The organism is Kocuria sp. APC 4018, from assembly GCF_030407675.1.
In the GTDB taxonomy this organism is placed as follows: Bacteria; Actinomycetota; Actinomycetes; order Actinomycetales; family Micrococcaceae; genus Kocuria; species Kocuria rhizophila.
In genome coordinates this window covers 1-14,641 of record NZ_JASDCY010000068.1, presented here as the reverse complement: position 1 = coordinate 14,641, position 14,641 = coordinate 1, and the positions used below count along the sequence as shown (strand labels likewise).

Genomic DNA, 14,641 nt, shown 5'->3' with positions numbered 1-14,641 from the left:
TACGAGACCATCATGAACCCGGCCGTGAGCCTCGCGGCCTGACACCCCCAACTGTCACCTAAATGTGCGGCAGTCCCGCACCAGCAGGCATGGAAATCTGAACATGGTGGAGCTTCATCTCCGACTCCTCATAATCTTGACGTCAAGATCAATCTAACAGCGATCGTTCATGGTGCAGCACACTAGCGAGCTGCACCCCCCCCCAAGCAAAAACGCCCCCGGCTTCAAAAGAAACCGAGGGCGCTTGAGCTAAAGGCTTAGACGTTGAAGCGGAACTCCACCACGTCGCCGCAAATAGCAACCTCTGATTGCACCGGTTTCGCAGCGGCGGCAGAGAAGCCTCCGCGCGCTAGACCACACCACGCACAACCATACGGTTCAGTCGGTATCGATGGTCCGGACGACGGCGAGAGCAAAGCCGGCGCAGATCACGAACACCGCACCACCCATCGCCACGGGCAACGCGAGATGCACGCCAGCGAGAAGCCCGCCGATTAATGATCCAAGGGCAAGGCCGATCAACCCAAGGACGCGCGACGCGGCATTGACCCGCCCGAGGAGCGCATCTGGCACGAGACGCTGGCGAAGCGACGTCGCACAGATCCCCCACACCACGGCGTGGAGAATATAGATCGCCAGTAGCACCGAGGCAACCACTGCATTGCCAGTTACAGCGAGGGCCAGCAATGAGGCGGCCCCGGTGAGCAAACTTGCAACGATCGTCCAGCGGTAGCCGATCCGTGAGCGGATACGAGCTGTCGCGAAGGAGCCGACGAGCCCACCGAGCGCGGACACGGCCAGGATGAGCCCGTACCCAACGCCATCGACCCCCAGCTGCTCCTGAGCGAAAATGACGAGGATGGAGAACGGAAGCATGTAGCCGATGCTCGCCAAGGCTCCAATCAATGCCATTCCCCCGACGAGGCGGTGGTGCGCGAGCCACGTTGCTCCCGCCACGGCTTCTCGCCATACCGAGGCGCGCGCCCTGGGCGCAACCGCCTCAGATGGTCTGCCCCGATGCACGGGTAGTGCAAGCGCGATCAAGCCCGCAGCTGCCCAAAGCCCGCCCATTGCGTAGACGGGGGCAGCTGCAGCGATCGCGAAGAGGAACCCGCCGAGTGGCGGACCAGCGAATTCGTCGGCTATGAGTTGCGCGGCCGAGATCCGACCATTTGCCGTGTCCAGCTTGCCCTTCTGGACAAGGCCGGGAACGAGAGAGACCGCGGCGTTATCAGCTGCGCTCTCGAGCGTGCCGATGACCGCGTAAGCGGCGTAGAGGAGGACAAGACCTCCGATGCCCAGGTGCACGCAGATCGCAAGGGCGAGAACGGCAACTCCCCGCAGAATATTTGCGACGATCAGGATTAAACGGCGGTCCACACGATCGACCCATACGCCGATCGGCAGAGCCACGAGCAACCGGACGAGCGCGTAGAGCGTCGAAAGCCCGGCGATCCAGCGCGGATCGTCCGTAAGTGAGGTTGCCAGCAGCGGGATCGAGACGAACGCTAAACCGTCAGCCAGGTTCGACGCAGCGTTCGCTCCCCACAGGACACGAAAAGAACGACCAAGGGACACACACCCCAGAATACCTATCGCACCGCCACCAGCGGCTCATGGGAGCGAGCTGCTAGCGGGACGAAATCACTCGCACTCTGGCGGAACGAGACCTGCCCCAGTGAACCAAAGCGTTGTTGGATAACCGACTTATGAGTCAGACAGATTTTTGAGTCAGCGCACCTTCCGCGAGATCGCGGGTCGAACAACTTGAACCCGCCGCAGAACTGCCCAGCCGAAGCCACTCGCCAGAGACGCTACCGCAATGCGACAACGAGAATCGGCCTCTGCGAGAGCTCCGCAGAGACCGATCAAAGTCCCAGGTCAGCGGGACAAACGCTTAGCACCTGATGGTAAAGCGGAACCTGTCCATCGAACCCAACCGGAGGCCGAGAAGATAAAATCCCTGGTCAGAGGCCCTTATTAGACATTAAATCTAAATTTGACCACGTTCCGTAGCCGAGTAACCTTTGGTCACAGCGACTCGCGCAGCGGCAAAGGCACCCCGCTCATGGAGCGCCATCATGCGCCCCTTCTGGATAGGAGGGCGACCAGAGGGGCACGAGGAGGACCGAGGGAATGGCATCGAGCCCGCCGCCGGGACTGCACCCGGCGTTGTCGACGCACCAGGGGTTCGCGCTGCTGGAGGAGGCCGGGGCAGTGCGCAACCTCCTGCGCGACTCCGTGGAGGTAATCCGAACCCTTCGCTTTGTCTCGCTGCACGGCGATGGCGTGTTTATGCTGGGCAGCATCGGCGTGGAGAAGGCCATGAAGGTCATGCTCGGCTGCAACGAGATCGAGGCTTCGGGCTCCTGGCCCTCCAAGGCGACCTTGAGGTACGACTGGGGCCACGACATCCAGAAGATGAGCCAGCTGCTCAACACGGCGATTGAACGCGGCCAGGCGCGATCCACCCACACCGGGTATGCCGAGACTCTCGCTGATCGGATCAGCGGGAGCACCACACTCCCGCTTCTCTTCGCGACGTTCGCTCGGTACGGGAAGTCGGGGCGCTTCCACCACCTAGGCATCCTCGCGACCAACGAGCCTGGCTCGGATGAGTCACCATCTGAGTACTGGGAGCGAGTCGAGTTCCACGTTAGGAGCACAGAGCCCGAGCTCGCCGAAGTCCCCTACGGAGACAACCAAGCGCTGGACGAGTACGAGGTCCGACTTCGGGACCGCATCGCGGACGAGCTGGAGGCCTGGTGGTACTGCGTCCACCGCCTCGGCGTCCAGGGCTGCTTCGGCGACCTGGGCAGGAAGATCGGCTGGGAGATTTGGGAGCCAGGGCGTCCCGAACCGCCGATCGTGAGGAACTAGCCCAACGTCACGACCACCGGGTAATCGCAGACGACTGCCAGTAGCAAGCCGAGTCGACGTCGGGCTTCCCTCGCGTGTGGCGCTTCATATACTGGCCGTATGGAAAAGGTGCCCGAGCAGCCACTCGACGATGATGCGATGGCCGTCGCCGAGTCCGAGCACGACTTCACCCTCGGCTCCCTCGACTTCGAAGCACTATCGCCCACGGACTTTGAAGAGTTCTGCTTCGACCTCATGGCCGAGAGTGGCTTTTCCAATGTGGATTGGAGAAAGGGGACCCCGCTCGCTGCGTCGCCGTCCGACCGTGGTCGAGATATCGTCGCCCGCCGGTCTATGAGGGACATTGACGGGCACGAGTACGAGGAGCGCTGGTTCGTCGATTGCAAGCACTACAAGCGCGGCGTTCCTCCGGAAGCGCTTCAGGGGGCAATCGCCTGGGCCAGCGCTGAGCGCCCGTCAGCGCTCCTCTTCATTGCATCCGGCTATCTAACCAACGGGGCTAAGGATTGGATCGCGGACTATCAACGCTCAAACAATCCGCCCTTCAGGATCCGCATCTGGGAGAAGCCACAGCTCCTTCGGCTCGTTGAGCAGAATCTAGATCTAGCGTTCAAGCACGATGTTGGGACAAGCACGCTGCGACGGGTGTCAGAGATCCTAGAGGTTGAGTCAGCGCTCATGGATCGACTCTGGTACGGACGTAAACCGGCGGACGAGGACGTGGATCTCTACGATTGGCCCGATGACATCAAGGCTGGAATACTCGCAGCAAAGCGCCGAGTCGAGGAACAGTACGGCGTGGAAGAGCTGGCGAAGGATGTGGAGTCGGACTGGGCATGGGGCTACCTCTCAGGGCGGATCTCCGCTATTCGCTGGGTGCTGGGGGATGCCTGGCACAACCTTGACAGCTGACGGATCAAGACACGCATGGAGTCTCTGGCTGCGAGATAGCATTTTGAATGCTCCACCATGCACCCAGTTGCCCGCCCCTTCACCCCGATGAGATGACCACTACGTCACGACCCCCAGCCCAAGAGCGCGACCCCATACAGGGTCTCGACGTATTCACTGGGCCCAATCCTCAAACACGCTCTTTGCGGGTTGAGAGCCAAGCTGAGACCTCTTCCCTAAACGGCCCAAGGCGCCTGTAAGCATCGCGCGCAAACTCAATCTGCCAATCAAAATCCTCTTGACGGAGTTCCGCATGGATGTGAATGTAGTTGCGAGCCGTGTAGTAGCCTGCGATCTCATGACCGAGGCCATCACTAATCATGCCTAGCGTCACGGCGGCAGCAACCTTGCTGTCGAATCGAATCTTCGACTCCTGGGTGCGGCGCGTTGCATACACGGCACCAATGACATCCGTAGCATCAGCCTGAGGAAGTTTGCGAATTCGATCCATAATATGCCCCGGGAGCTCCCGCTTCACGAGCGCGCGGTATTCAGGTAAGGCCTTAACGACAGGCTCGCCAGACGCCTCAACGAAGAGAAGGTAGTGAATTGCGGCTTCATAAATCGATGCGTACTGTTGAACCTGCAATTGAACCTGAGCTTGAATCGCCCATGGCTCGTCGACCCGAAGGCCTTCCCAGAGCTTATACAAATACCTGGCCGCGTAAAACTCCTGCCCGAGCCTTTTGCGAAGCTCGAGGTCACCGATGAAGTTAAAATAGTCGACATGCCATGCCAGGTCACCCGGCAAGTCCTTTCGAGCATACTCCACCGCCTGTGAGCGAATACCCTCTGGAAGCGGCACGGGGTCTCCTTAACTATTCGCGCAGAGTAGAATTGACGAGAGTTAAAGTATCTAATTCGATCAATGCAGTAACTCCGCTACGCCTCCGCCTCTGGCATAGAGCCTACACGTTGAAGCGGAACTCCACCGCATTCCGGCACATACCAACCTGTGGTTGCGTGTCTGGCTGGCATCGCCTCGGCCCCCACCTCGCCCCTTCCGGAGACGCAGAAGGTGGGGCAGCGGGGGCACGCGACCCGATCTCGCGTCCGCCTCTGTCGGCAGCCCCTGATAGGACATAATGACAGGTGACTGCGACCCACAGGGAGGTGACTTGGTGCTGCCTGCACTTGACGAGCAGACGGGCCTGCTTCCGCTGGGCCGATTCGGCGCGTCGTTGGAAGAGATCAAATCCCACTACGTTGACGATCCCCGGTTCGCGAAGTCGGCGACCCGCGCCGAGATCTGGCAGCACTTCGAGTCCGCTACCGACGGCATCCGCTCTGTCGTCCCCGTGGTGTGCGTATGGGTGGGTGGCAGCTTCCTTACCGACAAGATCGATCCTGACGACATCGACCTCGTCTACTGGGGCGAAGACGTGCTCGTTGACCAGGTGACCGACCCCAAGGATCGGTACATCCTGCAGATGTTCGGGATGAACCAGGTCCGGCCAGCGACGGGCCTGCGCGTTGATACTCGATACTGCCTATGGCACGTGTTCCCCGAGGCGGACCGCGCCCACTCAGTCGAGCACCAGTCATATGCGTTGAATCGTGGCTACTGGGATGACTTCTGGATGCGCAAGCGCAACGGCGCGAAGGAAGATCCTCCGCAACGGCCGGATGCCCTACCGCAGCGCGGCTACTTCGAAGTGACTCTGGACGGTTTCCATGGCGTTTGACTGGGAGCAGTTCAAGGCCAACGTCCAAGGCGAAGCTGAGTGGCAGGACGCAGATGATCTTGCGCGCATGAGCATCGAGACTCTGCGCGCTGAGCACGGCTTGCTGCGGCGCGACGCTTCTTCAGGGTCTCTGCGCCTGACTGGGCCAGGAATCACGATCCACTCGGGAGCGATCGACGGGATTGCTGACACGCTTCGCAATTTTCAGCGCCTGGTGCTTGCGACAGGCCTCGCGGTGAAGGGGCACAAGTCGTTGCGTGGGCAACCGCCCGCGGACGTTGTCTCGAAGACCCGATTGAACCTCAACGGTTCACCACGGCCGGGAAGTCTCATCCTGCAGATCGTGCCGGCGACTTCCCCCGCGGACGAGATCTCGCCCGATGGCCAGGTCGGTCTGTTCGGTGACGACAATGCAGAACCTCAGCTAGTCGACACCGCCCTAAAGCGAGCGCTGGGCTTGCTCGAAGACGGACGTCGCCTCGGCCCAGATGCCGACACCAGCGACTTCTTGACCCGCATCCGCGAGTACGGACCGCGCGTCGCCACAACTTTGCGTGACTTCTCGACAGGACTGGTGAAATCTGGTTTCGAGCCGGACCTCACTTGGTCCCAGCCGCGCCAGCCGCGCCCTCGTACGCGCCTCTCCACGGCCGAACTAGCCCATATTGGCGAGCTCATCGCGTCGCGGGAGCTCGAACTCGAACCGACCACGATCCGCGGCATCCTGCGGACCGTTAGCGAGATCAGCGCTTGGCAGCTGGAAGTCGAGGACGGCGAGATCGTCAAGATCGACGCAAAGAAGATCCCAACGGCGAACACCGCAACGCTCCGCACTGGCATGTCAGTTTCAGTCGATGTGGCAGTAACAGAGGCAACTGGTCCCGGTGGAGAGGTGAAGCCCAAGTACACGGCGACGTCGTTCACCGTGCTGAGCAACCCTTAAGACCTGGTCGCCTCCCGCCGCCTACTCCAGCGGCTGGATCCGGGGGTTGGTCTGCGGCGGCAGATCCCAGCCGTGGCGTTCATGGATGGTCACGACTTGCCCCTCGGCATTGGCCTTGAGCTTGGCAAGAGCAACCGCGTCGTGGCCGACCGATCTGAAGTGGCGCAGGTTGCTGCTCAGCACGTGTGCCCAGGTCATCAGCGGGTCGAGGTTCTCCAGCCGCCGTTCCACGGTGTCGCCGGGCTTGGCGGCCTCCATCACCTGGCGGCCGATGGTCGCGCCCAGCGTGCGCTCGGCCTCCAGCCACGAGTCGATACCATCCCAGCCGTCGAGCTGGTCGACGAGCGCGATCGACGTGATGCGCAGGTTGGCGAGCCGCTCCCCCACCGGCTCGGCCGTCGGATCGAACCCGATTAGGCGCTGCACGGCTTCCTGCACCGCGAACCAGCGTGCGTCCTCGGCCGCCTTGCGCGACTCGGCGAGTGCCTCGTTCGCGCGCTTGTTCGCTTGGTAAGTGCCGACTCCGGCGATCAGCAGCGACAGGGCCGAGATCACCAGCGCGAGGACATCCATGGCTCGATCCTGCCACTACAAGAAGCAGTTCCTGAAGCACTTACGGCTATTGCTTGCCCGAGGCGCGTCAGCCGACTAACCCGCGCTCACTACGATGCTCCGCGCGGCGACCAATCCCTACAGCGCGAATCTCCACTCCACCGATTTCCGGTACATACCACCCTCTTGAGGTGTGCAGTGAAGCGCTCGGCCCCGCGTCCGGGACCGACAGCTTGCGTTCGACGTCAACGATAGGTCTCGTGCAACGCCTCCTCGATCTGAGACGGAGTCGGTGCACCGGCGTACCCGCGCTCAGTCGCGTAGACCCGGCACGCGAGCGAGCGAACCGGTTGCGTCGGAAACAGGTCGACGCCGTCGACGAGGATCGTGGGCGAGCCTCCGAATCGGGTGTTCGCCGCTTCGGTCTCGGTGTGGATCGTTACCAGCTCGATGGGCACTTCCGCGAGCTCGGCGGCATCCAGCGCGGCGCGCGCGTTTGCTTCGGCGATGGCCGTGTTCGGGCAGTCGACGATGTGCAGCAGTTCGACCTTCATACGATCTGCTCCTTCCGGGTCCGGGCCGCGCGCAAGCCATTGAGGATCACGATGACCTCCGCGATCTCGTGCACGAGCACCACGGCAGCGAGTCCCAGGACGCCGAAGAGGGCGAGCGGGAGCAGGGCGATGATGATCAGCAGCGACAGGATGATGTTCTGGTTGATGATGTGCCGTCCGCGCCGGGCATGGTCGAACGCGCGCGGCAGCAGCCGCAGGTCGTGCCCGGTGAACGCGACATCGGCCGACTCGATCGCGGCATCCGACCCGGTCGCGCCCATCGCGATCCCGATGTCCGCGGCGGCGAGGGCGGGGGCGTCGTTGATGCCGTCGCCGATCATCGCCACCGAACCATGCTGGCCGAGCTCAGCGATCGCAGCGGCCTTGTCCTCGGGGCGCAGCTCGGCGCGCACGTCCTCGATCCCGGCCTGCGCCGCGAGAGCGCGGGCGGTGCGGGCGTTGTCGCCGGTGAGCATCGTGACCCCGATGCACTGCGCGGCGAGCGTGCGGACGACCTCCGGGACCTCCAGGCGCAGCTCGTCGCGGACGCCGATCGCAGCGACCGGCTCGCCGTCGCGGTGCACGATGACGACCGTCATGCCCTGCTCCTCCAGCCCTGCGACCCGGTCGCCGAGCGTCCCGGCGTCCAGCCAGCGGGGGCTGCCGACCGTGATCCGCGCGCCGTCGAGCTTGCCCTCGATGCCGTGCCCGGCCTGCTCGGTCACGTCCTCGGCTACTGAGGCCCCCGGCGCGGCGGCGGTGATCGCGGCCGCGAGCGGGTGGGTGCTGTGTTGCTCCAGCGCGGCCGCCCACGCCAGCGCCTGCGCCTCGGTGGTCCCGTCGGCGGTGAGAACGGCGGTGACGAGGGGCTCGTTTCGGGTGAGGGTGCCGGTCTTGTCGACGGCGACGTGGCGGATCACGCCGAAGCGCTCGAACGCGGCACCGGACTTGATGATCACGCCGAACTTGCTCGCCGAGCCGATCGCGGCGACCACGGTCAGCGGCACGGAGATCGCCAGCGCGCACGGCGACGCCGCCACGAGGACGACCAGGGCGCGAGTGACCCACAGCTCGGGGTCGCCGAACAGCGAACCGATCAGCGCCACCAGGACGGCGAGGACGAGCACACCAGGGACGAGGGGTCGGGCGATGCGGTCGGCGAGGCGGGCGCGGTCTCCCTTCTCGGCCTGCGCCTGCTCAACGAGCTCCACGATCGTGGTCAGCGAGTTGTCGGTGCCCGCCGCGGTCGTCTCGACTTCCAGCGCGCCGGCGGAGTTGATTGCACCGGCCGAGACTGCATCTCCCAGCTCGACCTCGACCGGGATCGACTCTCCAGTGATCGCAGACGTATCCAAACTCGAACGACCCGTGACCACGACGCCGTCGGTCGCGATCCGTTCGCCCGGCCGCACCAGCATCAGCTGGCCCACCTGGAGGTCTTTCGCGGCGACCTCGACCGACGCGCCGTCGCGGCGGATGGTCGCTGTCTCAGGGACGAGCTTGAGCAGCGACCGGAGCCCGCCGCGGGCGCGGTCCATCGCCTTGTCCTCCAGCGCCTCAGCGATCGAGTACAGGAACGCCAGGGCCGCGGCCTCCTCGACGTAGCCGAGGATCACCGCGCCAATGGCGCTGATCGTCATCAGCAGGCTGATGCCGAGCTTGCGCTTGAACAGTTTGCGGATCGCGCCCGGGGTGAACGTCGATGCTCCCAACAGCAGACCGAGCCAGAACAGCACCAGCGCCAGGATCTCGAGCCCGGACCACTCCAGGACGAGACCGGTCAGGAAAGCGACGCCGGAGAGGACCGGGACCATGATCCCGCGGTCCCGCCACCAGGGTCGCTCCTGCACCTCCTCAACTGCTTCGCCGACCGTGGTCTCGGGCTCGTCGCAGCCGCACGCCGCGCTCATGCGCTTGCCCCCGTCCCGCAGCAGCCCGGCACCGGGCACTGGTCATCAACGCATGGCGCGTGCTCGTCGACGGCCAGCGTCACATCCACGAGCGCCGTGAGCGCCGCAGCGAGGTGCGGGTCGGCGATCTCGTAGCGCGTCTGCCGTCCCTCGGGCTCGGCGGCCACGATGCCACAGTCGCGCAGACAGGTCAGGTGGTTCGACACGTTCGACCGGGTCAGCTCCAGCTCGCGCGACAGCACCGCCGGATAGCTCGGGCCGTCGAGCAGGGTCATCAGGATCCGGGATCGCGTCGGGTCCGCCATGGCTCGGCCGAGCCGGTGCATGACGTCGAGGCGTGAAGCAATGGTCAACATGCACTGAACTATACAGTGACTGCTGACCTATTTTAGTCATCGCATCGGCAGGTCAGACCACTCAATCGACGCCAGAGGTTATACGGCGAAACGAAATTCCACCGCGTTCCGTAGCCGAATAACCTTTGGCGACAGCGTCTCGCGCTTTGACGAGCGTACGTCGCTCATGATGCGCCGTCACACGCCTATCCTGAGCAAGAGGACGACCACAGGCGCGCGAGGAGGACCGAGGGAATGGCATTGAGCCCGTCGCAGGGGCGCCGACCGGGACTGCACCCGGCGTTGTCGACGCGTCAGGGGTTCGCGCTCCTTGAGGAGGCCGGGTCAGTGCGCAACCTCCTGCGCGACTCCGTGGAGGCGATCCGAAGCCTTCGCTTCGTCTCCCTGCACGGTGATGGCGTATTCACGCTGGGTAGCATCGGCGTGGAGAAGGCCATAAAGGTCATGCTCGGCTGCAACGAGGTCGAGGCCTCGGGCTCATGGCCTTCCAAGAAGACGCTGAAGGACGACTGGGGCCATGACATCCAGAGGTTAAGTCAGCTGCTCGACACGGCGATCGAACGCGGCCTGGCGCGGTCCACCCACACCGGACACGCAGAGACTCTCGCTGATCGGATCAGCGGGAGCACCACGCTCCCGCTTCTCTTCGCGACGTTCGCTCGGTACGGGAAGTCGGGGCGCTTCCACCACTTGGACGTCCTCGCCACCAACGAGCTCGGCTCGGACGATCCACCGTCCGAGTACTGGGAGCGAGTCGAGTTCCACGTGAGGACCACAGAGCGAGAGTTCGCCGAAGTCCCCTATGGAGACAATCAGGCGCTGAACGAGCACGAGGCCCGACTGCGGGGCCGCATCGCGGACGAGCTGGAAGCCTGGTGGTTCTGCGTCCACCGCCTCGGCGTCCAGGGCTACTTCGGCGACCTGGACGAGAAGATCGGCTGGGAGATCTGGGAGCCAGGGCGCGGCGAGCCGCACATTATCAAGAAGTATGCCTAGTGGACGACGGCTGGAAGTTGAACTCGATGTTTGACTGCGCACAGACGCCGCCCAAACGCCTCACCACCACGCACCCCTGAGGGAATTGCAGCCATGAACAAAGATGAAAAAGCTATAATCGGCTACGTTACGAACCTAGAGAAGTTGGCAGACAAAATTGGAGTAAAGAACTTCCTAGCCGACGGACTGGAGGGCCATCTCGATTTGCAAGAAAGTCTGTTCGACCTGCAAATCGAGCTGCAAGGAGCCATCCGAAAAGCCAAGCAACGAAACACTAAGGGCACGGTCAACTTAGACCATCTAAATCAATTGAGATGGCTTCGCTGGCAGTCACGACGCCTGGGAGACGCCATTGCGTGGAGCGGACTGCTCTTCAATCGGCAAGTCATATACGCACTAGCCAAAAACGAGCCGGTTCCGATCCCGCTATCATGGTCAGACGGACACAGAGGGACCTTCCAATTCGCCCGCGGGATGACAAGTTCTGAGTGGGGAATCCCCGTCGTACACGACGTCACTAACGTACTCCGCGTCGGAGACATCACATTTGTCAGACCGACCGGCCAGGATGCCGAGGCGGACTACCGAACTGTAAAAATCAAGGCTACACGGGTCGATGAAAGCATCAATGAAGATGGCGACAACATCGTGACGCTGAATGTCACCGCAATCGGAAATGAGCCGTTTCCGGTTCTTGGCGCGGAAGCCAGAGCGAGCGAAGCGGGGCGAGACCAGCAGCCGGCTCGCCGGTTTCGCGCCGATCGACGGGTCGAGCGCCAGCTTGCACGAATGGATATAGCGACCGCGAGCAAAAACGCCCCCCTCAACAAGTCAACCAAGATCGCCGATCGCCACGTTTTTTCGCTCTCGCTTCCGGACGAAGAACAGCCTCATTGGCAGGCATTGCGGCATGCGATCCGAAACGCCAGGCGTGAGGGATACGCATATTTCGAACTCGGCGGATTTGTCGGTTACTCCGTCATATATGACAGTACCGGAGTCTCGAAAGAAAGCATTCAGTCCGCCCCGCTGATCGAAAGAGTCCAGGGCCTTATCCATGAGGAGATAGGCGACCGAAACAGTATTTCGCTGACGTCTTTGCCCGACGACAAAGCGGACGTCTACAGTTCCAAAACACTCCCCTTCTACTTGTGGGAAGTTCCCCGGAGAGCCATTCGCGACATTTTGCGGCAGCGTCTTGTCATCGTGGCGACTTACAACTCAGGTTGGATGGAGAAGCTACTTTCCGAGGCGGGGTTGACGGTCATCCCCGACAAGACAGGCCGAGACCACCGTAGCTTTGAAGTCGTCGCGAGCTTCGAGTGGGAGGGCGAGGCGCGAGTTGAGTACCACTCGCACGTGTGGGAAGAGATGGTTATTGCGGTCCACGAGTTTCGGGGACCGAAGGCTGTAGTTCAGCGAGCCCTCGCGCCTCTCGCGGCACCTAGCCTTGCGAGACTCAACGACTTTGTCCCAACGGAAGCCCTCCAGAATGACCAGGGACACCCACCTGAGCAGAACGGATGACCGGCTCTGCTGTAATTGGAGGACAGTGCGACATCGCGAATCGCTCGACCAACAGACCAATATATGCGAGGTTGTGAAACGACAGCTGACCCGCGTTCCGTAGCCGAATAACCTTTGGCGTAGACTGGCCCCATGAGCATTGAGCCTCGGCGGGCTGCCATCTACCTGCGGGTCTCCCAGGACCGCGAGAACACTCGCCTGGGGGTAGACCGCCACAGGGAGGACGCCGAGGCTCTCATCAAGGCTAGGCGATGGAGCCCTGCCGGGGTCTATGAGGACAACGACATCTCTGGCGTCGGCAAGCTGCGGCGTCCCGAGTTCGAGCGCCTCCTCACCGACATCGAACGTGGGCTCATCAACGTCGTCGTCGCTCAGGAGTGGCCCCGTCTGGAGCGCAATCGTGCGGACGGGGTGCGCATCATCGAGGCAGCACAGCGTCACGAGATACTCTTGACCTTCGCCAAGGGAAGCGACATCGACTGCACGACCGCTGCTGGACGTCTCAGCGCAGATCTCTTCTCCGCGATTGCGCGCAACGAGATCGAGGTCAAAGCCGAGCGACAGAGTCGTGCCCAACGGCAGCGGGCAGAGCAGGGGCGTCCCCCGAAGGGCGTGCGTCCGCTCGGATACACCCTCAAGGGAGAGGTCATCCCTCACGAGGCGCGGGCAGTGGAGGCCATCTACCAGGCATTCACTGCTGGCGCTTCTTTGCGAGCCATCGCAGCGGCACTATCCGGGAAGAGCGGCCCCGACATTCCCAGCGTGCCACCACTCCCCCGACACTCACGGACTCTCGCACTGCAGCGCAACGAGAGGAGGGCGGCGGACGGGCTCCCACCCCGACCCGTGCCAGACGATGGACCATGGGCTCCGTCGACCGTTCTCGGCATCCTCCGGAACCCGCGGTACGCCGGTTACTCAACGTACTCTCCACCCACCATCCAACCTGATGGCGGGAAGCGACGTTCGTGGCGCGCCACGATCTTGCGCTCCGACTCCGGTGACCCCATCCGCAGTCAGTGGGACTCTCTGGTCCCAGAGGCCACCTGGTGGGCGGTTCAAGATCGCCTCGACGATCCGAACCGAGCGACGAACCGAGTGGGCACTGACCGCCGTCACCTCGGGTCCGGCCTGTACCTCTGCGGCTGGCAAGAGCCCGACACCGGCGAGGTGTGCGGCAAACCGGTGCGCGCGCACAGTATGCGGTATCGCTGCGAAGGGCATGTGATGCGGCTGCGCGAGCACATCGACACGTATGTGGTCGAGACGATCCGCGCTCGTCTTGCTCGTCCGGACCTCAAGAACATCGTTCCCACACCGGATCACCCGCGCCTTCGAGCCATCTCCGACGAGATCACAATGCATCGCGGACGGATCGCTAGGGCGCAGGCCGACTACGACGATGAGATCATCGAGGGCCGCGACCTCAAGCGCATCCGCGACAAGGCCGAGGTGTCCATCGCTGCACTCGACGCTGAACGGTCTCGTCTATCAACGGGCACCGGGCCTCATTCCGTCCTGGACGCAGACGACCCAGTCGCAGCGTTCGATGATGCCGACCTCGCGACAAAGCGATCGGTGATACGGGCTCTCTGCACGGTGCACATCCACCCTCATCCCCGAGGACGCAAGGGGTTCGACTCCAGCACAGTAACGATTACACCGACAGCGAGAGTCCTGGACTGACTCTTCGGTGCCTCACCCCACCTCCACCTGGGACACGCAACGGCGCGTGTCCCAGAATTTTTTTGCGCACCGCCAACGCAGAAACTTCCCTGGTGAGTTCGAAAGTAACACACCCCGCCCGTAGCCCAAACAAGCCTCTGACCTGGAGTAATGCTTGCTCCACCCCTCAGGAAGGGGTACCCTGAAAGGGCAAGAGGGAGAGAGAGGCCACGTCGCCACACACGACTACTGGTTTCTATGTCGCCACAATGGCGATGATGAAAGGGCTCATTTCCATGCCCCCCTCCCATGCTGCTCGCATAGCACAGTCTCGACTCGCTAACGCCGTGAAAAGCGGACTGAGCGATGAAACTGTGTCGGCACTGCGAACGCGATTCGCCGTGGAACGCGCAATCGATGCAATACGCGCGATCCCTGGCACTGTCGGAAGCGACGGCCAAGCCGCGCTCATGAAAGCAGTTGCCGAAAACTCCTCCATGCCTCCGCAAGGAGGCGACTATGAATGAAGCGACCCGTCAGGCAATAGGGACTGCCGCACCGATAGGTGACCTCTGATCTGGCTTGCCCACTGGGCGGCCTGGAAGGATGTGCACCATGCCCG

General features: G+C 62.8%; 13 protein-coding genes. 7 read left to right on the top strand and 6 right to left on the bottom strand.

The genetic code is table 11. From position 1 onward, the window contains the following. Nucleotides 1-378: 378 nt before the first annotated feature. Nucleotides 379-1,578 carry an MFS transporter gene (locus tag QL985_RS10580; protein ID WP_096146696.1) on the bottom strand — a complete coding sequence of 400 codons (1,200 nt, stop codon included), beginning with the start codon at nt 1,576-1,578 and terminating at the stop codon, nt 379-381. 558 nt (nt 1,579-2,136) lie between these two features. On the opposite strand from QL985_RS10580, the gene QL985_RS10575 reads away from it, so the two are divergent. Together QL985_RS10575 and QL985_RS10570 are read left to right on the top strand one after the other, a co-directional pair. Next, nucleotides 2,137-2,880 carry a hypothetical protein gene (locus QL985_RS10575; protein WP_059280968.1) on the top strand — a complete coding sequence of 248 codons (744 nt, stop codon included), beginning with the start codon at nt 2,137-2,139 and terminating at the stop codon, nt 2,878-2,880. A gap of 99 nt (nt 2,881-2,979) precedes the next feature. Further along, nucleotides 2,980-3,792 (top strand): restriction endonuclease, encoded by an 813-nt coding sequence (locus tag QL985_RS10570; RefSeq protein ID WP_290147797.1) that lies wholly within the window; start codon nt 2,980-2,982, stop codon nt 3,790-3,792. 169 nt (nt 3,793-3,961) lie between these two features. On the opposite strand, the gene QL985_RS10565 is transcribed toward QL985_RS10570, so the two are convergent. Beyond that, a complete protein-coding gene (locus QL985_RS10565) occupies nt 3,962-4,636 on the bottom strand; it encodes a hypothetical protein (protein WP_290147796.1) in 675 nt (224 codons plus the stop codon). A 313-nt stretch (nt 4,637-4,949) separates the two neighbouring features. Between QL985_RS10565 and QL985_RS10560 the strand changes: the two genes are divergently transcribed. Both QL985_RS10560 and QL985_RS10555 read left to right on the top strand, forming a co-directional pair. Then, complete coding sequence (locus tag QL985_RS10560) at nt 4,950-5,516, top strand: hypothetical protein (RefSeq protein WP_141371700.1); 567 nt, start codon at nt 4,950-4,952, stop codon at nt 5,514-5,516. After that, complete coding sequence (locus QL985_RS10555; RefSeq protein WP_290147795.1) at nt 5,506-6,459, top strand: hypothetical protein; 954 nt, start codon at nt 5,506-5,508, stop codon at nt 6,457-6,459. Before QL985_RS10560 ends, QL985_RS10555 begins: the two co-directional genes overlap by 11 nt. Nucleotides 6,460-6,480: 21 nt before the next feature. Here the strand turns inward: QL985_RS10555 and QL985_RS10550 are convergent, their stop codons facing one another. The 4 genes from QL985_RS10550 to QL985_RS10535 all read right to left on the bottom strand — a co-directional run bounded on the left by QL985_RS10550 (nt 6,481) and on the right by QL985_RS10535 (nt 9,831). Next, nucleotides 6,481-7,032, bottom strand: a complete 552-nt coding sequence (locus QL985_RS10550; RefSeq protein WP_290147793.1) for a hypothetical protein — start codon at nt 7,030-7,032, stop codon at nt 6,481-6,483. Between the two features lie 224 nt (nt 7,033-7,256). Then, nucleotides 7,257-7,565 (bottom strand): hypothetical protein, encoded by a 309-nt coding sequence (locus tag QL985_RS10545; protein ID WP_012397801.1) that lies wholly within the window; start codon nt 7,563-7,565, stop codon nt 7,257-7,259. Next, the gene (locus QL985_RS10540) at nt 7,562-9,475 is read right to left on the bottom strand and encodes a cation-translocating P-type ATPase (RefSeq protein WP_290147792.1); all 1,914 of its coding nucleotides are present in this window, start codon (nt 9,473-9,475) and stop codon (nt 7,562-7,564) included. Before QL985_RS10540 ends, QL985_RS10545 begins: the two co-directional genes overlap by 4 nt. After that, nucleotides 9,472-9,831 (bottom strand): metalloregulator ArsR/SmtB family transcription factor, encoded by a 360-nt coding sequence (locus QL985_RS10535; protein ID WP_112234787.1) that lies wholly within the window; start codon nt 9,829-9,831, stop codon nt 9,472-9,474. The genes QL985_RS10540 and QL985_RS10535 overlap by 4 nt, the downstream gene beginning before the upstream one ends. A 327-nt stretch (nt 9,832-10,158) precedes the next feature. Here QL985_RS10535 and QL985_RS10530 point away from each other — a divergent pair, with 327 nt between their 5' ends. The 3 genes from QL985_RS10530 (at nt 10,159) to QL985_RS10520 (ending at nt 14,040) form a co-directional block, all read left to right on the top strand. Continuing rightward, on the top strand, nt 10,159-10,827 hold the full coding sequence (locus QL985_RS10530) for a hypothetical protein (RefSeq protein ID WP_290147790.1): 669 nt from the start codon (nt 10,159-10,161) through the stop codon (nt 10,825-10,827). A gap of 93 nt (nt 10,828-10,920) precedes the next feature. Continuing rightward, on the top strand, nt 10,921-12,354 hold the full coding sequence (locus QL985_RS10525; RefSeq protein WP_290147789.1) for a hypothetical protein: 1,434 nt from the start codon (nt 10,921-10,923) through the stop codon (nt 12,352-12,354). A gap of 132 nt (nt 12,355-12,486) precedes the next feature. Continuing rightward, nucleotides 12,487-14,040, top strand: coding sequence for a recombinase family protein (locus QL985_RS10520; protein WP_290147788.1), 1,554 nt, complete (start codon nt 12,487-12,489; stop codon nt 14,038-14,040). Nucleotides 14,041-14,641 lie beyond the last annotated feature (601 nt).

Bases quoted from the DNA above. Each gene is read 5' to 3' on its own strand.
- QL985_RS10570 (WP_290147797.1), top strand. From the start codon at position 2,980: ATGGAAAAGGTGCCCGAGCAGCCACTCGACGATGATGCGATGGCCGTC.
- QL985_RS10550 (WP_290147793.1), bottom strand. From the start codon at position 7,032: ATGGATGTCCTCGCGCTGGTGATCTCGGCCCTGTCGCTGCTGATCGCC.
- QL985_RS10525 (WP_290147789.1), top strand. From the start codon at position 10,921: ATGAACAAAGATGAAAAAGCTATAATCGGCTACGTTACGAACCTAGAG.
- QL985_RS10540 (WP_290147792.1), bottom strand. From the start codon at position 9,475: ATGAGCGCGGCGTGCGGCTGCGACGAGCCCGAGACCACGGTCGGCGAA.
- QL985_RS10575 (WP_059280968.1), top strand. From the start codon at position 2,137: ATGGCATCGAGCCCGCCGCCGGGACTGCACCCGGCGTTGTCGACGCAC.
- QL985_RS10535 (WP_112234787.1), bottom strand. From the start codon at position 9,831: ATGTTGACCATTGCTTCACGCCTCGACGTCATGCACCGGCTCGGCCGA.
- QL985_RS10520 (WP_290147788.1), top strand. From the start codon at position 12,487: ATGAGCATTGAGCCTCGGCGGGCTGCCATCTACCTGCGGGTCTCCCAG.
- QL985_RS10545 (WP_012397801.1), bottom strand. From the start codon at position 7,565: ATGAAGGTCGAACTGCTGCACATCGTCGACTGCCCGAACACGGCCATC.
- QL985_RS10555 (WP_290147795.1), top strand. From the start codon at position 5,506: ATGGCGTTTGACTGGGAGCAGTTCAAGGCCAACGTCCAAGGCGAAGCT.